This window comes from Burkholderia sp. AU4i (genome assembly GCF_000466765.1).
Taxonomy (GTDB): domain Bacteria; phylum Pseudomonadota; class Gammaproteobacteria; order Burkholderiales; family Burkholderiaceae; genus Burkholderia; species Burkholderia cepacia.
This window is the reverse complement of record NZ_ASSI01000188.1, coordinates 1-20,661: the sequence shown is the minus strand read 5'-3', so window position 1 is coordinate 20,661 and position 20,661 is coordinate 1. Positions and strand designations below refer to the sequence as shown.

Below are 20,661 nucleotides of genomic sequence, written 5' to 3'. Positions count from 1 at the left end.
GGCCGGCAGGCCGGCCGCCACTTCCGGCGGCGGCGCGTCGGGCAGCGCCGGCGGTTCGGCCGCGCGCTGTTGTGGCGGCCGGTCGAACAGGATCGCGAGGGCGTGACGGTTCTCGGTACGCTGCTGGATCAGGCGTGTCTGCGCGGCCCGTTGCGTGGCGAGGCTTTGTTCGGCCTGCGCAAGGTCGAGCCCCGACACGGCGCCGGCCGTGTGTCGTGACCGGACGACCGCGAGCGTGCGGACCGCATACGCGATGTTCGCGTCGCCGAGCGCGATCTGCCGGTTCAGGAAGCCGATCCGCCAGTACAGCGACGCGGTCGTGCCGATCAGCGACAGCCGCGCGGCTTCGAGATCGGCGGCCGTCGCGTCGGCTTCCCAGCGCGCGGCGTCGCGCAGCGCGGCCAGCCGGCCCCACAGGTCGATTTCATAGCTGAGCGAAACGTTCGCGTTGCTCGACCGGCTCATCTGGTGCGTATCAAGCGTGCGCGACACGGCACCGTTCGCGCCGAGCGTCACGTTGGGCGTCAGGTTCGTATTCGCGAGCCCGGCCTGCAGTTGCGCGCGGTACACGCGGATCGCCGCGATCGCGAGGTCGTTGTTGGCGCGCAGCGCGTCGTCGATCAGCGCGTCGAGTTGCGGATCGCCGAAGCTGCGCCACCAGTCGCGCGTCGTGGCCGCTGCGTCGGCGGAAACCGGCGCGGACCAATTCGCGGGCATCGCGACGGCGGGCAGCGGATCATGGCGTGCGCCCGCGCAGCCGGCGAGCAGCGCGGCCGCGCATGCGAATGCGCCGAGGCGCTGGAGCGGTGAGGAATGCGTCATGGCGGGCCTTGCGTCAGTCGCGCGCGAGCGCATCGATCGGATCGAGCCGCGATGCGTTGCGCGCGGGCATGAAGCCGAATATCACACCGGTGAGTGTCGAGCAGACGAACGCGGTCACGATCGCGCCGGCCGAGAACACCATCTTCCACTGCGCGACGAACATCGAGAACAGCGCGCCGAGCCCGAACGACAGCGCGATGCCGATCGTGCCGCCGAGCAGGCAGACCAGCACGGCCTCGACGAGAAACTGCTGCAGGATGTCGGACTGGCGCGCGCCGACCGCCATCCGGATGCCGATTTCGCGCGTGCGCTCGGTAACCGACACCAGCATGATGTTCATCACGCCGATCCCGCCGACGACGAGCGAGATCACGGCGATCAACGACAGCAGCAGCGTCAGCGACTGGCCGGTCTTCTCGACGGTCTTCACGACGCTGTCCATGTTGTACGTGAAGAAGTCCTTGCGGCCGTGGCGCTGCTTCATCAGCGTTTCGAGGCTTTTTTCGGCGGCGGCGCTCGGCTGCCCGTCGCGCACGCGCACGGTGATGCTGTCGAGATAACGCTGCCCGAAGAGGCGCCCGCTCGCGGTCGTGTACGGCACCCACACGTTCAGGCTCTTCACGCTGCCGAACGCGCTCTTCTTGTCCGCCGTCACGCCGATCACCACGCACGGCACGTTGTCGACCAGGATCACTTCGCCGATCGGGTTGCGCGTCGCGCCGAACAGCTTGCGGCGCGTGTTCTGGTCGATCACGGCCACCTGCACCTGGCGGCGCACTGCATCCTCATCGAATGCGACACCGAGCGCCAAACGCATCCCGCGCGCCTGGAAGAAGCGGTCGCCGACGCCGCTCACGAGCGCGTTCACGTCGACGTTGCGGTAGCGCAGCAGCAGCGTGCGCGACGTTTCGGGCGTCGCGCTGTCGACATACGGCTGCTCGGCGAGCGCGGCGACGTCGGCGGGCACGAGCGTCTGGATCGCATCGGCGCGGCTGTCGCCCCAGTCGGTGCCCGGGTAGATGTTGATCGTGTTCGTGCCGATGCTGCCGATCTCGTCGAGCATGTAGCGCTTCGCGCCTTCGCCGATCGCGACGATCGACACGACCGACGTGATGCCGATGATGATGCCGAGCATCGTCAGCAGCGTGCGCAGCCGGTGCGACACGAGTGCGATCCACGCCATCCGGCAGGCCTCGGCGAAGCGTCCGGAGCCGGCCGCGAAGCGGCGCACGCGCGGGGCGGCATCGGCCTGCGGATCGGGGGCGACTGCCGCGGGCGGCGACAGCGTGTCGCGACGATCGCGGGTGGATGGTGTGCCGGTTTCCGCTTCGCTCGCTTCCGCTGCATCTGCGCCCGCGGCTGCTTCCGCGAGGGCTTCCGCATGGTGGCGGTTCGGCCGGTCGGCGACGATCTCGCCGTCGCTGATCTCGATGATGCGCCGCGCATGGCGCGCGACGGCCTTGTCGTGCGTGACGATGACGATCGTGTGGCCGAGCGCGTTCAGCTCGTGCAGGATGCGGATCACGTCCTGGCCGCTTTTCGTGTCGAGCGCGCCGGTCGGTTCGTCGGCGAGGATCACGTGGCCGCCGTTCATCAGCGCGCGCGCGATGCTCACGCGCTGCTGCTGGCCGCCGGACAGTTGCCCGGGGCGATGGTGCGCGCGATCCGCGAGCCCGAGGCGCGCGAGCAGCTCGCGTGCGCGCGCGTGCCGCTCCGCGCGCGGCGTGCCGGCATAGATCGCGGGCATTTCGAGGTTCGCGACGGCGTCGACGTGCGGCAGCAGGTGATAGCGCTGGAACACGAAGCCGAAGTGCTCGCGGCGCAGTTGCGCGAGCTCGTCGCTGTCGAGCATGTGCGTGTCGCGTCCGCCGACCGTGTAGGTGCCTTCGCTCGGGTGGTCGAGGCAGCCGAGGATGTTCATCAGCGTCGACTTCCCGGAGCCCGATGCGCCGACGATCGCGACGATCTCGCCCGCGTGGATCGACAGGTTGACGTTGTTCAGCACGACGACGTCCTTGTCGCCGGCCGGAAAGCGTCGTGTGACGGCGGAGAGTTTCAGCAGGGGCTGGCTCATCGTCACACCACGTCGGCCAGCGGCGCGTGGTCGTCCGCGGACGCTTCGCCGATCACCACGCGTTCGCCGTCCTTCAGGCCGGCCAGCACTTCGACGCGCACGTTGTTGTTGATGCCGATGCGGACGTTGCGCGTTTCCGTGCTGCCGTCGGCGCGCAGCACGCGCACCGCGTAGGTGCCGTCCTTGCGTTTCTCGCCGAGCGCGGCAGCCGGAATGCTGAGCGCGTTGCGCGCGTTGCCGAGCACGATGTTGACCTGCGCGGTCATCGAGATGCGCAGCCGGTGCTCGGGATTCGGCACCTCGAACAACGCGTTGTAGAACACCGCCGAATTCGGTTTCGCGCCGCCGCCCGCGCCGCCGCCGAGCGCGCCTTGCGTTTCGGCGTAGTTCTGCGGCGCCGGCTCGATCGCGCGCAGCTTGCCGTAGTGGCGCCTGTCCGGTTCGCCCAGGATCGTGAAATACGCGGTCTGGCCGGCGTTCACGCGGATCACGTCGGCTTCCGACACCTGCGCCTTCACGGTCATCGTGTCGAGATCCGCGAGCTTCAGGATCACCGGCGCCTGCTGTTGCGCGATCACCGTCTGGCCTTCCTGCGTGACGATCGCGACGACCTGGCCGTCGATCGGCGCGACGATCCGCGTGTAGCCGAGGTTGGCCTGTGCGGTCTCGATCTGGATGCGGGCCGAGCGGATCTGCGCGGCGAGCGACGCGAGCGTCGCGCGCTGCACGTCGAGCGTCGCGCGCGCGGCTTCGAACGACTCGCGCGACGTCGCGTCGTCGGGCAGCATGGCCTGCTGACGCCGGAACGCGAGTTCCGCCTGCGTGAGTTGCGCGGCGGTCGATTGCTGCTGCGCGCGCAGGCTTTCTTCGCTGGCGCGTGCCTGGCGCAGCGCGTTTTCCGAGAGCACGGGGTCGATCTCGGCGAGCCACTGGCCCTTCGTGACCTTGTCGCCGAGCTTGACCTTCAGCGATTTCAACTGCCCCGAGACTTGCGCGCCGACGTCGACCTGCCTGAATGCCTGCAGCGCACCGGTGGCCAGCACCGCGTTTTCGAGGTCGCCGCGCGAGACGGGCGCGGACAGGTATTGCGGATGCTTGTCGGGTGCGCACGCCTTCAGCGTGACACCGGTGGCGATCGCGACGACGGCGAGGGAAGCCAGCACGATGCGCCGGCGGCGATGGGTCTTCTGAGTCATGAGAGCGCAGCGACGATGAAGCGGGCGCCGGCGATGCGTGCGGCCGACCGGGACGATCCGGCCGGCGTCGCATGCAGGGCGTGTGGCCCGCGACGGAATCCGCGTACGCATCGCGCGGGCGTGCCGATTCGAATCAGGCGCTCATGGTAAGCGAGGAATTCACGACAAATCGTGTGGAAATTGTGCTGAATTGTGCGGACGCCGCGCCGGAGCGGGGGGCGGGCGGCGTCATTGTTGCGATCTGTGAAGTCTGCGGACGACGGCCCGCGTGCGTACCGCGCTCCGCGTTATCGCTGCGCGGCGACGAGTGCCATCATCGGCCGGTCGCGTTCCTCGTCGAGCGCGGGCAGGGCATCGACCTGTTCCTGCGTCGGCCCCCATTCGTCCAGGTGCGTGAGCGTGAAGCCGCTGCCGATCACCAGGTTCACGAGCGTGCCGAGCGTGCGGTGCTGCTTGACGACGCCCGGCGCGAGCCAGTCGGTCACGCGTTCGCCTTCGCGCTGATAGCCGTCGAGCGGCCACGAGCGGTTGCCCTGCGCGTCGACGACGAAACCGGGCCGGCGCGGCGCCGTATAGACCGGATGCTCGATCGAGAACACGAGCCGCCCGCCCGGCACGAGCGCACGATGGAGCGTGCGGAACAAGGTATCGAGGTCTGCGATGTAATGGAACGCGAGCGAACTGTACGCGACATCGAACGCGGCATCCGGCAGCGCGAGCGTTTCGAGGTCGGCGCGGCGGTACGTAATCGCCGGATGCGCGGCGCTCGATGCCGCACGTTCGAGCATGCGCTCGGACACGTCGATGCCGAGCACGCTTGCCGCGCCCTGGCCGGCGGCCCAGCGGCTGAACCATCCGTAGCCGCAGCCGAGGTCGAGCACGCGGCGACCGTGCAGGTCGGGAAGCAGCGCGCGCAGCGCGGGCCATTCGGGGGCGCCGTCGGGTCCGTGGATCGAGCGGTTCAGGCGGCTGTAGCCTTCGAAGAAGGTCGGGTCGTCGTAGATGTTCTGCGTCATGCGTAGGGCCTCGTGCGGGCAGGGTGCGCGGTGTCGCACGCCCGGTTCCGCGAGCTTACGCGTGCTGCCCGCTCGCGTCGATCCGGCGTTGCGTGTCGGCGTCGACGATGTCGCGGATCGCGCTGAACAGCGGTGCGGCGTCGGTATAGCGGCGGCCGTAGCCGAGATTGAACGCGTAGTCGAAACCGGGCGGATTGCGGCCCTGGGTGTGCTGCAGGATCGTCTCCAGCTTGTCGAACGCTTTTGCCGCGCGCGCTTCCGGCGACGCGGCCGCTTCGTATTCATCCCACAGTGCGACGATCTCGTCGCGCTGCGCCGGATCGAGCGGCGCGGTCAGCGTCAGCAGGTCGTCGCGTTCGTGCGCGCTCTTGTCGGGGTGCGCGGCCTGCTCGATCGCGGGGATGTCGCCGTGCAGCGCCTCGCCGAGATCGTGGACGACACACAGCTTCAGCAGCTTCAGCGTGTCGATGCCGGGCAGCGCATCGGCGAATACGAGTGCCATCAGGCACAGCCGCCAGCTATGCTCGGCGGTGCTTTCCGCGCGCCCGGCCGACGTGTGGCCGCTGCGCAGCACATCCTTCAGGCGTTCGGCTTCGCGCAGGAACGCGAGCCGCGCGTGGATCGTATCGGGGTTCATGGTCGGTGTCCGTGCGATGAGCCGTCAAGCGTAAGGCGGCCACGCACGGTTCGTCCACGCATGAAATATGCGCGGGGTCGTACTACAGCGTTTCCACGAGCCGCGCGGCCGACCCTTCCGACAACGTCATCCGTGTCCACCGGCACAGGCTGCCGCGGATCGGCACGACGCGCGACGCATTCGCGCCGGTGTCGAATTCGACGCTCGGCGGCCCCGCGCGATCATGCCAGCCGAGCGTATCGAGCGCGGTTTCCATGCGGACGATTTCCGGGGTTGCATAGCGCCACAGCGACGTGCCGAGCAGCATCGACAGCGGTTGCGAGAATTCGGCTGCACGCGCAGGCGAACAGGCGAGCAGCCGGTGCGTGAGGTCGCACACGAGATGCATGCGGCCCGCGCTGCCCGCGACGAGCCGCGCAAGCGCGTGATCGCCGGCGGAATCGAGGCGCGCGGCGAGCAGCCGTTCGGCCGTCGCGCGTTCGCCGGGCGACATCTGTTGCAGGCCGGCTTCCCAGCGCGAGATCGTCGACTGCGCCACGCCGAACAGTTCCGCCGCGTGGCTCTGTTTCACGCGGTGCAGCGCACGCCAGCGCTTGAGTTGCGGGCCGAGTGGCGGCGTGTGTAGCGGTGAGGCAGACATGGCGGTACTCCGTTCGGTGTGTGCGTCGCGTGGCGGCTGCGGTGGATGGAATCGTCATTCCTGCGGCGCCTGAAGCACGACGAGTTCGACCGGAACCAGTGCCGCGCCGCCGACGACGAGATCGCCATCGGCGGTGGCGGTGATCGGCGTGGGTTGCATCGTGAGATTCAGGCCCGCCAGTGCTGTTGTCACATGCCGGGCAGGGATCGTGTACGGCCGGTCGAGCAACTGTGCGGCGACCTTCGGCGGTATGTCGAAACCCTGGGTGGAATAACGCATTCCGGCGATATTGCCCTCGAGCGCAAAACCGTCCCGCACGGCGACGTAACCGTGCGCGACCGCTGCCAGCCGATCGATTGCCGAAGCGTCATCCGGCAGCACGACACGGTAATGGCCTTTGACATGCCCGCCGATCGCCTGGAATTCGGTAAACGACCAACGCAGCGACGCCCGGTAGCGGGACGACAAGGCCGACCGCAGCGTGTCCGGCAGATCGAGGACGAAGTGCACGGGGCGACCCAGCACGACCAGCTTCGTATGGTCTGCGGTGGTCATGAAGCCGGATACCACTTCGTCGTACGGCGCGTCCCGTACCAGCCCCGACTTGAACAGCTGATCCTCGGATGGCGGTGGCTCGGCTTGCGCCTGCGGCTTGTGACAGCCCGGCAGCGCGACGCAGCCCGCGGCGAATGCGGCGGCGAGCCACCGTCGGCGTGCGATCGATATGGTCATGGTCTCGTCCCGTCTTGTGCGGTTTGGTCTTTTGACGCCCTCGGAAGCCGGATTCTCGCGTATCCGCCGCGCGTTGTCGAACGGGAAATCTGCCTGGGCAGCGCTCGCAATCCGGCCCTGTCCGGCGGCATGCTGCGCTCTCCCGACCCGCCGCCAACGTTTTCGTCGTGCTTTCAACCGCCTCCGCCATATCTTATTATTCGGCCAGTGCGGAGGCGTACCGGCCGCCAACGGTCATGTCGAGGCATGACGCGCCGGCATGAATGACCGCTTTTCGGCCGGTGCGTCGCTCGACGCGCGGTCGAAACGACAGGACCCGCGTGGCCAGCGCGTGTCCCAAAAAAATCACGAGAGGGCGCGATGGTACGACTGGTCTTGCTGCTGCTGGGCATCGAATACTTGCGCACCCGCTGGCGCGGGCTGACCGCACTTGGCTGGGTGTGGGTCGTCGCGGGTGTGGTGATCTTCGTCGACGCGCTCGACGGCGCGCTGCATTTTCCGATCCAGATCTTCGCGTGGCTGTTCCTGATCGAGGGGCTCGCGACGCTCGCGGTGGCCGGCAGCGGCGTCGGCGGGCAGCGCGTCCTGCGCTACGTGAAGGGGATCGCGGTCGTGGTGGCCGCCGGGCTCGTGTTCGCGGGGCATCATCACGGCCATTTCCTGCTGTCGATGATCTTCGGCACGCTGTTCCTCGTCGACGGGCTGCTGCAGTGCACCGCCGCGTGGATGGTGCGCTATCGCCGCTGGAACGTCGCCTTCGCGTGGGGCGCCGTCGAAATCCTGCTGGCGATCTTCTTCTACCAGCCGTACCCGACCCACTACGTGGGCACCGTGCCGTACTGCCTCGGCCTGCTGCTGATATTCGGCGGGATGCACATGCTGAGCCTCGCCGCACGCGTGCGGCGACTGACGCGCAATCCGGCGTTCGCGACCTCGCCGGCGCCGGCACTCGCGCCGGACCTCGACGATGCACGCGACCAGCCGCATTTTTCCCAATCCGAATGGGACGGCCCGCCCGCCGACGGCGAGCATGCGCTCACCGTGCACGTGTGGACGCCGACCGGCACGTCGAAAGCCGAAGCGCAACGCTACCCGGTGATCGACCGCTATATCGCGGCGGTGGACGTCAACGGCGTGATCTCGACCGGGCACGCGGCACTGGAATCGCCGGAGGGCATCTATATCAGCCTGTATCCGGGCGTCGAAATCGATCGTTCTCCGGACGAATTCACGCGCATCCTGCGTGCAACCCGCGAAAACGACGTGCCGGGCCTGTTCCAGCCCGACTACGCGACCGAGTCGAAGGCATGGTGCCCGTCGACCGTGCGCGTGCGGATCCGCAACTACGATCCGGCGAAGCTGGACGCGTTCTGGTCGTCGTACCGGCAGAACGTGACGTACAACCTCACGCACCGCAACTGCTCGAGCACCGTGTCGAACGCACTCGAAGCCGCGCTCGACGGCGCGGTGTGGCGGCTGAAGGGGGCGCGCGCCGGATGGGGCGCGTTCGTGCGCTTGCTGCTCACGCCCGAGCTGTGGGTTGCCGCGCAGATCCGCAAGCGCGCGGTGACCATGGCATGGACGCCCGGGCTCACGCTCGACTATGCGCGCGCGCTCAGCATGCTTGCCGACCCGCGGCCGTTCGCGTGGTGGAAGGTCGCGCGCTCGGCCGTGAAGGCGATCATGGAGTCGCGCCGCACGTGGCGCGAGCAGGACAACGCGGCGCTGTCGCCGGGCGGATCGGAGGCTGCGTCGTTGAAGTGACCGCGTGCCGCCGGACGAGGGCCTGGCGTCACTGAGGCCGCCACCGCGCGGCCCGGCGATGTTGCCCGCCACAAGAACCCACAGATACGAACAACAATGAACAAGACGAGCGCATTCCGCATCCTGATTCCCGCCGTGCTGGCGCTGACGAGCGCCGGTTTCGCGCAGGCGAGCGCGGACGAAGTGCCGCACATGAGCGACGACGTGTACCGCACCTCGGTGTCGTTCTGCTCGAACGTCGCGGCCGCGGAGAAGATCGCGTGCCAGGGCGACATGATCGCCGCGGGCAGCCGGATCGTCGCGGCGATCGGCGGCCTGCCACCGGCATCCGCCGTGTCGATCGACGAAGGCGCGCGCAACAAGCTGCCGGCGGCGGAGCGCAAGGGGCTCGCGCCTGTCGAGCCGCGCGCGATCGACAAGGACGACGACGTTGCCGGTCTCGCCGGCATGGTGCGCCTGTGCGACGTGTACGAGTCCGAACCGGCATCGCGTGCGCGGCATCACGCGGCGTTGAAGCAGCAGGCGCCGGACGCGGCGCCGCGCGTCGAGGCGTTGCTGGCCGATGCGTCGACGGCGGCGCGCCAGCGCGTCAGCATCGGCGTGTGGCAGATCCTCGCGCTCGAAGGCCCCGAAGCGTCCGCCCGCGCGTGCACACAGCTCGGCACCGGGTCGTGAGTGCCTGTTCGCCACGGATGCCTGTCGTGTGTGCATCGACGCGCGGCTGTCGATCGTGCCGAGTCCGGCGGACCGTGACGGTCAGCCGCTGACGATCGTGGCCGGCCTGACCCGTATCGGCTTGCCGAGCGTCCGGGCGACCGGAGAAGCCTGCACCGCGTCGCGCACGAGTGTCTGCTGCGCGTGCGACAGCGGCGCCGCGAAGCGCAGTGCGATGTCGAAGCCCGTTTCGTGGTCGAGGCGATCGACGGCGACGTCCGCCGTGCACGCGGGCAGCGTCACGCCCGCGCGTCGTGCGGCCAGGTCGATCGACATGCAGACGCAGGCCGCGAGCGCGCTTTCGAGCAGTTCGTGCGGCCGCATGCCGGCGTCGCCGCCCTGGCCGTCCTTGTGCGTGTCCGAGCGCACGACGCTGCGCCCGTTGCCGATCTCGACGCAATATGGCTTGCCGAGCCGTGTCGCGGTCACCATGGCGATGCTCCGTTGCAGGATGAGGGTGGCGACACGGTACGCCGGCGTCGCGTGCGGTGGAAGGCAACCGCTGGTACCGGTACCGGATGTAACCGCTTCGGCGGCGACCCGCGCATTCTTTCGTCCACCTTCACATTCGTGCCACGTTGCGACGGCAACAATCGCGGTCGGACATTCGACAACCGTGCGGCGCATCCCGCGATCGCATGCCTTTTCCGAGGAAACACGCCATGCTCAAGACGCTCGCCCGCGCCGCTGCCGCACTCGCCGTTGCTTCCGTGTCGCTGCACGCCGCCGCGCAGACCAGCTACGACTACCTGTTGCTCGCCGCATCGTGGGAGCCCGGCTTCTGCGCGTCGCACGACACGCCGGAATGCACGAACCTCGCCGGCTCGTATGCGGCGACGAGCCTGTCGCTGCATGGCCTGTGGCCGAACCGCTATGACGGCAACCAGCCGTTCTACTGCGGCGTGCCGCAGAACGACATCGACCTCGACAACGCGCACCAGTGGTGCAGCATGGACGCCTACCCGATCAGCAGCGCGACCCGCAACACGCTGTCGACATACATGCCGGGCGTCGCGTCGTGCCTCGACAAGCACGAATGGTTCAAGCATGGCACCTGCTCGAACTCGGCGACGCCCGATGCGTACTGGAACCAGGCATCCGGCATGATCAGCCGGCTCGGCAATACGTCGTTCAACGCGTTCCTGCAGGCGAACGCGGGCAAGACGGTCACGCGCAACCAGTTGCTGTCCGCATTCGAAGGCGCGTTCGGCAGCAACACGCGCAGCGCGGTGTCGCTGAAGTGCACGAAGACGAATGGCGTCAGCTATTTCACCGAAGCGTGGATCGCGGTGAAGACCAATGCGACCGCGCAGTTCCCGAGCGCCGCGTCGCTCGTGACCGACGGCAATACGCAGGGCACGTGCCCGACTTCGGGTGTGTTTATCGCGAAGTAACGCGGAAGAGGGAGGCGGCGCGCGCGGCATCGCGCACGCCGTCACCCGTTACGGGTTCGGCGGGACGCTCGACCACGGCAGCCGGGCCTGGTGGCCGTCACCCTGCAGGTCGACTTGGGTGATGACGTTGGTCCGTCACGCTCGCGTGCGTGCGTTTACGCGAGCAGCTGCAACGCGTCTTCGAGCGACAGCACCGTCGTGCGCGATTCGAAGGCGGTGGCGAACAGGTGTTCGTGAACCACCGGGTCCGGGTCGTAGCAGCAATCCTTGACCGTAAAGAGGCGGAAGTCCGCATCGCTCGCGTGGGCGACCGACGACAGCATCACGCCCGTCGACGCGATGCCGGCCATGATCAGCGAATCGACACCTTGCTCGACCAGGCGCGCTTGGAGATCGGTGCCGAAGAACACGCTGGCGCGGTGCGCGACGATCAGCGGCTCGTCGGCCTGCCGACCCAACTCCGGGCATGGGCCGTCGTCGATGAAGCGGCCGAGCTGCTTGATGCCCTGGCCGTTCTTGTTGCGCGGGCTGACTTCCGGATAGCCGGGACTGAACCGGAGGTTCGCGAACCAGACGCCGATGCCGCTTGCCCGCGCCGCGTCGCAGAGCCGGCGCGTATTGGCGAGCAGCCCGGGCGCGACCGACGGAAAGAGGCCGAGGATGTCGGTCTGGTAATGCATGACGAGCAGCGCGGTGCTTGACGGCACGATCGCGGGAATCGGTGCGGATGGGGCGTCGCCGGGGTTCGTGCGGGTTGCCGTTGTTGCGATTTCCGGTGCGTTTTGCCGAGTCATGAACGAGGGTCTCCGATAGCTCGCGGGGAATTTCAGCGTCCCCGATTTGTACCGGAAAATCGGGGTGGTTGCCGATGCGATTTTCGTAGGGGCATTTTGTTGCGTCGCGCGGTGGCCTTCGTGATACCGGCGCCAAGTTGCCGCTCGGCCGCAATATACTGGCGTGCGCTTTATCGACCGACAGTCGGTTGCGGTAGGGCGACAACGAGGTCGATGGCCAGCTTCTGCTGCTCGCTTTTTCGCATGCGTCGTTGGGTTTGCGCGAGCTGGTCGGCGCAGGTACAGCTGGCCAACATCTGGGTTAGTAAACGCGATGGCAAAACCGTTCTTAACCGTATTAGTGAAGGGTTCATTTCCGGAAGCTTTTGGCTTTGTCGAGACTTTGCTTCAGCCCCTTGGATTCCTGCTCGTCAATCCCGATAGCGGACAAATCACGCACTGGAGCGATGACGGGCAGCAGATCGCAGTATCCCGAACCTGGATTATTGACGAAGCACCGACAGGTATAGCGAAGAACGTACAGTTCTGGCAATCCGGCTGTGACGATCTGTTTGTGTCCTGGATCGATGCGTCGCCGGGATGGGAGTTTTCTTTTCATCTCGATGGCGTCACGCCGGAATTGAAGGTCGCGTTGGCCACCGCACTCTCAAATGCGATCCTGGTCGATTTGAGGCTTCAATACGGAGAAGAGTGTGCGTTGAGGATCGAATTTGACTAACGTTCCAGTTGAGAGGCCGGTATTGATTCCGGTTGCCGGATTCCCCGAACAAGTCGTCAACCATTTCAGCGCCAGTACCATTCCATGTCGTTACGGGCGGCTACGGTGCATATATTGCCTTTCGGCAGACAACCAAGGGAACGGGTACTGATGAGCATTCGAGGGAAAGACCGCCAGATCGATAACATCGAATTCAATGTCAGCGATATTGGACGAAGCAAGGCCTTCTATGGCAGCGTTTTCGGCTGGACTTTCACCGATTACGGCCCGACCTACACCGAGTTTCACGACGGCCGGATCGCAGGCGGGTTGACAACGGGTGAGCCTGTCCGGCCAGGCGGCCCGCTAGTCATCCTCTACGCTGATGATCTGGCTGAAATCCAGCGAAGGATCGAGGCGACGGGCGCCACCATCAACCGTCAGACTTTCTCGTTCCCTGGCGGCCGGCGCTTTCACTTTATTGACCCCGATGGTTATGAACTGGCCGTATGGTCAGCAGACGAATCGTCCCAGTAACCAAAACGAGTACCGGCAAGCGATGAGTCCGCCGCGTTGTGATTACTGCCAGGTTGGCCCGTGAGCTCATAGAGCTCAATCCACACGTTTCTCCGCAAGTGCCGACGTGACTGTCGGCAACCGAGAAAGGGGCGGGCCGCTCCGGGTCGATTGCTGCCGAACGACGAATTCGCCGTTGAGTGTGCCGGAACTCACCAGCTGCCGTTGCGCCAGATGAGTCTCACTTGACTTTCACCACCTCAAAAAATTGACCTTCCCGAATAAGTCGTCAACCACTCCAACGCCAGCGTGCCCGCACTCCTGCAATATAAACTGACAGGTAACATCCCCGGGACAAACTCTGCGGGCCAGTGTCGCGCCGCCTTCGACGACCGAGTTCGGCCAGGAGGCGCCATTGGCTTTCATTACTACCAAGCCGCTCGGACGTTGGCTTCGCGTCATTGCCCGAAGTTGCCATTGACATACGGCGACTCGGACCACGGAACGGCACTCGACTGCAGCTGCCCAGCAGGCTGCCGCCGGCGGCAGCTTGCTCGGTTCGCGGTGCTGCCCGGCAGGTTTGCGCATGACGAAGTACGTTGTACCTCCGCCAATTTGCTAGTCGTGTAATTGCCTGTAATTGATCCGCTAGGCCTTCTGGTCGATTCTTGAATCGTCATCTGAAGACCCGAGCGACTTGATTTTGAAAATATGGCGGGCTTATGTGTGACGAGATGTATTCGATCAACGTAATCAAAGACGAGGCTCAAAATGACTGAACCGGTACGCGAAGTGGCAATTGTATATGCGGGTTACGGCTACCTTAACAAGACAATTGACGTCACCAACGGTATCCGAACGGAATACAAGGAAGGCGCACGTACTTTTCTGGCGACCAATCGATTTGGAGATCCTGATCCTGGCGCGACAAAGGCGCTGTACATCCTCTGGGAGTATGTGCCTCCCGTGAAACCGGGCCAGGCACCGTTCTCCGGGGTCACGTTCGAGGGCGATAAAAAAGGAATCAAGATCGATTGACGGAAAATCGATTGAACCCTTTTAAAATGGTTTGGTGGTGCATATTGCCTGCCAAACCATTATTTCGTACGCGAAGTGACGGCCCTGCATAAAGTTCATCTTTCTTGATTTCAGTGCGAAATCACGTAGGCCATCGCTCGCCAAGGCCGGCGCGCTGTCGGCAGACATCGGTTCACGAACGTCTGCACCGACTCTGGTAAAACCATTGACCTCTCGCAATGTCGACGGCCCGCTCAGGGTCGATTGCTACCGATGGACGAGTTTTCCATTAGCCTGCCGGTGCACGCCGATATAAATCTGCCACCGTTGCGGTAAATGAGGCACGCCAAACTTCGCCTCTTCAAAAGATCGACCGCCCTGAATACGTAGTCAACCATTCCAAAGCTGTGGTCCCCGCCAACGAGTTCCCATTAGCATCGAGCCCCGGCGCCCACACACAAACCGCCATTTCCCCGGGCAGCACCGCCACGATCCCGCCACCGACACCACTCTTCGCCGGCAACCCGACGCGATACACAAAATCCCCCGCCGCATCGTAAGTGCCGCAGGTCAGCATCAACGCCGACAGCCGCTTGGCGGAACTCGAATCCACGATCCGCTCGCCGGTCACCGGCGCGACCCCGCCATTCGCGAGAAACAGCGCCGCGCTCGCCAGCTCGACGCAGTTCATCTCGATCGCACACTGTCGGCAATACGCATCGATCACCGTGTCGGGCGGCATCTGCATGTTGCCGAAGCTCGCCATGAAGTGCGCCATCGCGCGGTTGCGCTCCGCGTGCTGCAGTTCCGACGTCGCGACGCGCGAATCGTAGTCGATGTCGTTCGCGCCGATCAGCCGCCGCACGAATTCGACGAGCGCCGTCTCGGCCTTCACGAAACGCCGGCACAGCACGTCGGTGACGACCAGCGCCCCCGCATTGATGAACGGGTTGCGCGGCTTGCCGCGCTCGCTCTCGAGCTGGACCAGCGAGTTGAACGCGTTGCCGGACGGCTCGCGGCCGACCCGTTCCCACAGGTCGTCGCCCAGCAGCTGGAACGCGAGCGTGCACGCGAACAGCTTCGAGATGCTCTGGATCGAGAAGCGCTCGTGCGCGTCGCCGACCGTGCAAACGTTTCCATCGAGTGTGACGACGGCCATCCCGAACTTGTCGGCGGGCACTTTCGCGAGCTCGGGAATGTAATCGGCGACCCGCCCCTGGCCAATCCAGGGGGCGAGTTCGGTGTGGATGCGTTCGAGGATCGTTTGATAATTCATCAAGTCAGGCGGGCAGCGCATGGCCCGGATTCAGGCGAGCCCGTATGGAACCGTCCCAGCGCCGATTCGTCAAGCTCGGCCGATATCGTTCCCTTATTTTCAAGACCGCTAAACAGGCAATCGGCTGTCGCAGTATCATGCGGTACGTTTCGGCCACTGGCCGGCGTCCGGCACCGGCCGGCGCCGCCGCGGCTTTCCCGATGAACCGACCGCTGCCCATGTCTTTTCGCATCCTGCTCGTCGAAGACGACACCCGCCTGTCCACGCTGATCGCCGGCTACCTGCGCAAGAACGACTATGAAGTCGACACTGTGCTGCATGGTGACGCCGCGGTGCCGGCGATCCTGTCCATTCGTCCCGATCTCGTCATTCTCGACGTGAACCTGCCGGGCAAGGACGGCTTCGAAATCTGCCGGGAGGCGCGCAAGCAGTACGACGGCGTGATCATCATGGTGACGGCCCGCGACGAGCCGTTCGACGAGCTGCTCGGCCTGGAATTCGGCGCGGACGACTACGTGCACAAGCCGGTCGAGCCGCGCATCCTGCTCGCGCGGATCAAGGCCCAGCTGCGCCGTGCGCCCGCGCGCGCGCCCGAGAGCAGCGCGCCGCAGCCCGAACGCTACGCGTTCGGCAAGTTCTCGATCGACCGCACCGACCGCTCCGTCGTGCTGCCCGACGGCAGCACGCCCGACCTGACGTCGGCCGAATTCGACCTGCTGTGGGCGCTCGTGTGCCATGCGGGCGAAGTCGTCAGCCGCGACGACCTGATGCTGCAGTTGCGTGGCGTCGAGTTCGACGGCCTCGACCGCACGATCGACGGGCGCATCTCGAAGCTGCGCCGCAAGCTGCGCGACGACGCGAGCAACCCGCAGCGGATCAAGACGATCCGCAGCAAGGGTTATCAATTCAGCAAGCACGCGTGGGAATGACGCGGCCTTCGGGCGACGCCGTCACGTTCCGCGCGGGCATTCCCCCTGCCGGCCGGGAGCCGAGATGATCCGACGAACCCGTTCGCACCCCGATGCACCGCCGCTGCCGACGCTGCGCTACGTCAAATGGCGCTGGCTGCATTTCCGCCGCGCGTGGACCGATACGCGCGCCGACCGCATTCCGAGCTGGTCGCGCCTTTACGTGCGCACCTACCTGCATCTGCTCGGCCTCGTGCTGTTGACCGCGCTCGTGCCGGCGCTCGCGCTGTGTGTCGAATTGTCGCCGCAGGTCGTGTGGCATGCGTTCGATTCGCTGCCCGGCGACATCTGGATCGTGCTCGCGTTCGTGTTCGCCGCACCCGCGCTCGCGGCGTACCGGTGGATGCGGCCGGTGTGGTCGGATCTCGTGATGGTGCGCGAGCGCGCGATCGACTTCACGGGCGGCCGCTTCAACACGCGCGCGCGCGAATCGCACAGCGTGATCATCGGCCCGCTCGCACGGACGCTGAACGCGCTCGCGATGCGGATGGAACGCCTGATCGCCGCGCAGCGCGACCTCACAAACGGCATCTCGCACGAGCTGCGCACGCCGCTCGCACGTGTGCGTTTCGCGCTCGAAATGCTGCGCGAGCCAAGTTCCGCGGCCGAATACCAGAGCGCGCTCGAGAGCATCGCGCAGGACGTGACCGAGCTCGAGGAACTGATCGACATGAGCCTGACGTTCGCGCGGCTCGAATACAGTTCGCTGCAGTCGAATCTCGAGATGACGGCCCCCGTCGCGTGGTTCGAACACCAGGTCAACGATGCGCAGCTGCTGTATCCGGAACGCGCGATCGAGTCGCGTATCGCGATCGCGTCGGACCTGCGGGTGAAGATGGACCGGCGGCTGATGTCGTACGCGATGCGCAACCTGCTGCGCAACGCGAGCAAGTACGCGAGGTCGCGGATCGTCGTCGGGATCTCGCTCGTGCACGGCAACATCGGGATCTTCGTCGAGGACGACGGCCCCGGCGTGCCGGAGAGCGAGCGCGAGCGGATCTTCGACGCGTTCGTGCGCCTCGACCGCCGCACCGGCGGTTATGGCCTCGGCCTGTCGATCACGCGGCAGGTGCTTCACGCGCACAACGGCCGGATCGCGGTCGTCGACCCGATGGAACTCGGCGGCGCACGCTTCGAGATCAGCTGGCCGGTCTGACGATCCGCAACACGAATCCCGGGCCCCCGGGCCTCGACAGCAACCCCCCACGACCCCACGACAGCCGCGCGCGCCGGATTCGAGCGCGTCGCCGGCTTGTCCCGCCGTTCCTTTCCCGTCCCGATGTCTGCCCGCACCGCCACCGCATGACGATTCGTTTGCCCCGCGCGCACGCTTTGCATTACGATTGCAATTGCAACTGTGTAGGCGGGCCGATCCGTGTCAGTGGAGGCGGGCGGCCCGCGACGCAGCCGTGAAGCCGGGGCAGCCACGATGGCCGCTCCGTTGTTCATGCATTCCTGTCAGGGTCATACGTCATGCGGCTTTTGAATATCGTGTCTTCTCCCCGCGGCGCGAGGTCGGCGTCGATCGCGGTCGCCAATGCCTTTGTCGATGCGTTCCGGGAAACGGGCGCATCGATCGACGTCGATACGCTGAATGTCTGGGAAGAAGACTTGCCGGACTTCGGCAGCGACGCGATCGGCGCGAAGTACAAAGGCGTCGCCAACGCGCCGATGGACGACGCGGAACAGTCGGTCTGGCGGCGCATCCAGGCGCTCGTGAAGCGCTTTCAGGAAGCGGACCGGATCGTCGTGGGCGTGCCGATGTGGAATTTCGGCTATCCGTACAAGCTCAAGCAGCTGATCGATCTCGTCAGCCAGCGGAACATGCTGTTCACGTTCGACGGCAAGGCCTACGGTCCGCTGCTGGAGATTCCGCGCGCGCTGGTCATCCATGTTCGCGGACAGAGCCGGGAGACGGGCGCCGGTGCCGACAATCCGGGGTTCCGGCATCAGGCCGACTACATCGAATTCTGGTTGAAGTTCATCGGCGTGAGCGAGGTCAGGAGCCTGACCGTCGAACACACGTGGGGGGCGCGGGCGAGCGACAGCATCGAACAGGCGCAGGCCCGGGCGGTCGCGATGGCCGCGGCGTTCTGATCCGGGCGTGTCGCGCGAAGGCGTGGCGGATGCCGCCGAAGCGGCACCCGCGCACGCTCAGTACGTGCGGCCGAGCTGCAGGTAGAAGTTGCGGCGGCCGCCCGGCGCGAGCGCCACGCCGAGATAGACCGGCCCGAACGCGGTCGACAGGCTCGTGAAGAACGTATAGCTCTGCTTGAGCGCGCCGCCGCCGATCTGCTGCCCGCTCGACCAGACGTTGCCGACTTCCGCGCTGGCGCCCACCGACAGCGCCTTGATCGGCGATGCGTTGAACGTCATCAGCTGGTTCATGTAGGTCACCTGCGCATACGCGAGTTCGTTGCCGTTCAGCTGGTCGGCCGCATACGCGGACAGATGCTGGAAGCCGCCGAGCGTGAAGTTGAACGCGTTGATCAGGTTGGTGCCGCCGATGCTCTTGCCGCCTTCGATCGTCGCGCTGACGCTGTGGCTGCCGAACTGCTGCGCCACCATCGCCTTGCCGTAGATCTCGGTGTAGGGCGCGTTGTTGATGCTGTCGTCGAATTCGCTCGCCGAGCCCCCGTTGCGTGACACCAGCGAGCGCTCGACGCGGAACTCGGTGAAATAACCCTTGCGCGGGAACAGCGGATCGTCGAGCTGGTCGATGACGAGCCGCGCGCGCGCGATCAGCGCCTGCGACGTGAAGCTCGGCCACAGCAGCGTCTGGCCGCTGCCGTCGTCGAACGGCACGTTGTAGGTCGGCGAGCCGTGCCCGGTCACGTACCCGACGCCGATCCGGAAATCGCCGAGCCGCGCGATCGGCAGGCCGAAATCGAGCCCGGCGCGCGCGGTCTGCATCAGGTACTGCGTGATCTTCACGTCGCCGGAGTCGTCGTACAGGTTCGCGTAGCGGCGCTGGTATTCGGCGTAGGGCGACAGATAGACGCCGTACGCCATCGACAGCGGCTGGCGGAATTCGACGCGCGCCGATTGCAGGTCGCTGCCGATCGTCGTGTCCGCGCGGAATTCGAGCCCCGATTCGGTCAGCCACGGGCGCCGGTAGCCGACATGCAGGCGGAAGCCGCCCTCGTCGGTCGAGCTGCTCGACATGCCGAGCCCGAACAGCAGGAAATTCGGCCCCCAGTATTTCTCGCGGGCGTCGATCTCGAGCACGTTCTCGTCACCGTGGCTCACGATCTGCTGCGTGACGCTCTCGAAGTTGCCGCCCGTCGTGAGGCCGAGCAGATCCTGGCTGACGGTGTTCGGATCGTACGTGTCGCCGGGCTTCACGTGCAGCGCGTTGCTGACGACCCGCTTCGGCACGCCGCCGGAGGTCTTGATCTCGATGCGCGTGATCCGGATCGGCGGCGGCAGCGGTTGCGCGTGCGCGGAGCGGTACGCCGCATATTGTTCCGGCGTGAGCGCGAAGCGCTGCAGCCTCGGCAGCGCCGCGGTCGCGGCGGCCGCACCGGCGGCGATCGCCTGCTTCGCGTTCTGGAAATCGGTGAACGCGAGCGAGCCGAGGTCCGGCGTGAGCAGCACGTCCTGCGCGTCGAGCTGCTTGCGCTGGGCGGTCACGTTCTGGCGGATCAGGATGCCGACCATCTGCTGCATCACGTCGGCGGGCGACGCGAGCGCGTCGAGCGGGCGCAGTTGCGAGCCGATGTCGACCGCGATCACGACGTTCGCGCCCATCTGCCGCGCGGTGTCGACGGGCAGGTTGCTGACGAGCCCGCCGTCCACCAGCGCGCGCCCGTTGATCTCGGCCGGCGCGAACAGGCCCGGCATGGCCATGCTCGCGCGGATCGCGAGCGGCAGCGAGCCGTGGTCGAGCACCATCATCTGGCCCGTCTGCAGGTCGGTCGCGACCGCGCGGTACGGGATCGGTAGCCGGTCGAACGGCTGGTTGGTCGGCACGGCGGCCGTCCAGTTCGCGAGCAGCGCCTGCAGCCGGTTGCCCTGCACGAGGCCGACCGGCGCCTTCACGCCTTTCTTGCCGAAACCGAGCGTCAGCCCGTTGATGTACAGGCGTTCGTCCTCCCGGCTGGTTTGCGGCAGGTCCGCGCGGTCCGTCACGTCGAACGCGATGTCCGCGAGGTTGACCTCCGAGAGCCGCTTCTGCATCTCGCCGGCGGCCATGCCGCTCGCATACAGCCCGCCGACCACGGCACCCATGCTGGTGCCGGCGATGCAGTCGATCGGGATGCGGTTGTCCTCCAGCACCTTCAGGACCCCGAGGTGTGCGTAACCGCGCGCGCCGCCGCCGGACAGCACGAGGCCGATCGACGGGCGGCCGGCCGGGCCGCCGTCGGCGTCGCAGGTGTGCCCGGATGCGGCGGGCGTGGCAGC

At 66.3% G+C, this 20,661-nt stretch carries 20 protein-coding genes; 9 read left to right on the top strand and 11 right to left on the bottom strand.

Annotated features, from left to right (window positions below; all coding sequences use genetic code 11):
* From L810_RS34310 to L810_RS34280, 7 genes are all read right to left on the bottom strand, one after another.
* Window positions 1–822, bottom strand: an 822-nt coding sequence (locus L810_RS34310; protein WP_042977345.1) for a TolC family protein, incomplete at its 3' end; no start/stop codon positions are given.
* A gap of 13 nt (window positions 823–835) precedes the next feature.
* Window positions 836–2,896: a MacB family efflux pump subunit gene (locus L810_RS34305; protein ID WP_042977344.1), complete on the bottom strand. Its 2,061-nt coding sequence runs from the start codon at window positions 2,894–2,896 to the stop codon at window positions 836–838.
* 2 nt (window positions 2,897–2,898) lie between these two features.
* Window positions 2,899–4,092, bottom strand: coding sequence for a macrolide transporter subunit MacA (gene macA, locus L810_RS34300; protein ID WP_021162784.1), 1,194 nt, complete (start codon window positions 4,090–4,092; stop codon window positions 2,899–2,901).
* Window positions 4,093–4,379: 287 nt separating this feature from the next.
* Window positions 4,380–5,108: a class I SAM-dependent methyltransferase gene (locus tag L810_RS34295; protein WP_021162782.1), complete on the bottom strand. Its 729-nt coding sequence runs from the start codon at window positions 5,106–5,108 to the stop codon at window positions 4,380–4,382.
* 55 nt (window positions 5,109–5,163) lie between these two features.
* Window positions 5,164–5,745: an HD domain-containing protein gene (locus L810_RS34290; protein ID WP_021162781.1), complete on the bottom strand. Its 582-nt coding sequence runs from the start codon at window positions 5,743–5,745 to the stop codon at window positions 5,164–5,166.
* 82 nt (window positions 5,746–5,827) lie between these two features.
* The gene (locus tag L810_RS34285) at window positions 5,828–6,385 is read right to left on the bottom strand and encodes a helix-turn-helix domain-containing protein (RefSeq protein ID WP_021162780.1); all 558 of its coding nucleotides are present in this window, start codon (window positions 6,383–6,385) and stop codon (window positions 5,828–5,830) included.
* A 54-nt stretch (window positions 6,386–6,439) separates the two neighbouring features.
* Window positions 6,440–7,117: a 5-enolpyruvylshikimate-3-phosphate synthase gene (locus L810_RS34280; RefSeq protein WP_021162779.1), complete on the bottom strand. Its 678-nt coding sequence runs from the start codon at window positions 7,115–7,117 to the stop codon at window positions 6,440–6,442.
* 360 nt (window positions 7,118–7,477) lie between these two features.
* On the opposite strand from L810_RS34280, the gene L810_RS34275 reads away from it, so the two are divergent.
* A complete protein-coding gene (locus L810_RS34275; protein WP_021162778.1) occupies window positions 7,478–8,881 on the top strand; it encodes an HdeD family acid-resistance protein in 1,404 nt (467 codons plus the stop codon).
* Between the two features lie 96 nt (window positions 8,882–8,977).
* Entirely contained in the window at window positions 8,978–9,556 is a 579-nt protein-coding gene (locus tag L810_RS34270) for a hypothetical protein (protein WP_021162777.1), read from the top strand.
* A gap of 81 nt (window positions 9,557–9,637) precedes the next feature.
* On the opposite strand, the gene L810_RS34265 is transcribed toward L810_RS34270, so the two are convergent.
* Entirely contained in the window at window positions 9,638–10,027 is a 390-nt protein-coding gene (locus L810_RS34265) for an OsmC family protein (RefSeq protein ID WP_021162776.1), read from the bottom strand.
* 230 nt (window positions 10,028–10,257) lie between these two features.
* Between L810_RS34265 and L810_RS34260 the strand changes: the two genes are divergently transcribed.
* Window positions 10,258–10,989 (top strand): ribonuclease T2, encoded by a 732-nt coding sequence (locus L810_RS34260; protein ID WP_006498851.1) that lies wholly within the window; start codon window positions 10,258–10,260, stop codon window positions 10,987–10,989.
* A gap of 155 nt (window positions 10,990–11,144) precedes the next feature.
* Here L810_RS34260 and L810_RS34255 read toward each other — a convergent pair whose 3' ends face one another.
* Window positions 11,145–11,783 (bottom strand): isochorismatase family cysteine hydrolase, encoded by a 639-nt coding sequence (locus L810_RS34255; RefSeq protein ID WP_021162775.1) that lies wholly within the window; start codon window positions 11,781–11,783, stop codon window positions 11,145–11,147.
* Window positions 11,784–12,096: 313 nt separating this feature from the next.
* On the opposite strand from L810_RS34255, the gene L810_RS34250 reads away from it, so the two are divergent.
* From L810_RS34250 to L810_RS34240, 3 genes are all read left to right on the top strand, one after another.
* On the top strand, window positions 12,097–12,501 hold the full coding sequence (locus tag L810_RS34250) for a hypothetical protein (protein ID WP_042977340.1): 405 nt from the start codon (window positions 12,097–12,099) through the stop codon (window positions 12,499–12,501).
* A gap of 150 nt (window positions 12,502–12,651) precedes the next feature.
* The gene (locus tag L810_RS34245) at window positions 12,652–13,017 is read left to right on the top strand and encodes a VOC family protein (protein ID WP_021162773.1); all 366 of its coding nucleotides are present in this window, start codon (window positions 12,652–12,654) and stop codon (window positions 13,015–13,017) included.
* Window positions 13,018–13,767: 750 nt separating this feature from the next.
* On the top strand, window positions 13,768–14,034 hold the full coding sequence (locus L810_RS34240) for a hypothetical protein (RefSeq protein WP_021162772.1): 267 nt from the start codon (window positions 13,768–13,770) through the stop codon (window positions 14,032–14,034).
* Between the two features lie 340 nt (window positions 14,035–14,374).
* Here L810_RS34240 and L810_RS34235 read toward each other — a convergent pair whose 3' ends face one another.
* Window positions 14,375–15,289 carry a glutaminase gene (locus L810_RS34235; RefSeq protein ID WP_042977339.1) on the bottom strand — a complete coding sequence of 305 codons (915 nt, stop codon included), beginning with the start codon at window positions 15,287–15,289 and terminating at the stop codon, window positions 14,375–14,377.
* A gap of 218 nt (window positions 15,290–15,507) precedes the next feature.
* On the opposite strand from L810_RS34235, the gene L810_RS34230 reads away from it, so the two are divergent.
* The 3 genes from L810_RS34230 to L810_RS34220 all read left to right on the top strand — a co-directional run bounded on the left by L810_RS34230 (window position 15,508) and on the right by L810_RS34220 (window position 18,354).
* Complete coding sequence (locus L810_RS34230) at window positions 15,508–16,218, top strand: response regulator (RefSeq protein WP_027789596.1); 711 nt, start codon at window positions 15,508–15,510, stop codon at window positions 16,216–16,218.
* A gap of 64 nt (window positions 16,219–16,282) precedes the next feature.
* A complete protein-coding gene (locus tag L810_RS34225; RefSeq protein ID WP_021162771.1) occupies window positions 16,283–17,413 on the top strand; it encodes an ATP-binding protein in 1,131 nt (376 codons plus the stop codon).
* 317 nt (window positions 17,414–17,730) lie between these two features.
* The gene (locus L810_RS34220) at window positions 17,731–18,354 is read left to right on the top strand and encodes an FMN-dependent NADH-azoreductase (protein ID WP_021162770.1); all 624 of its coding nucleotides are present in this window, start codon (window positions 17,731–17,733) and stop codon (window positions 18,352–18,354) included.
* 57 nt (window positions 18,355–18,411) lie between these two features.
* Here L810_RS34220 and L810_RS34215 read toward each other — a convergent pair.
* On the bottom strand, window positions 18,412–20,661 hold a 2,250-nt coding region (locus L810_RS34215), incomplete at its 5' end, for a patatin-like phospholipase family protein (protein ID WP_042977334.1).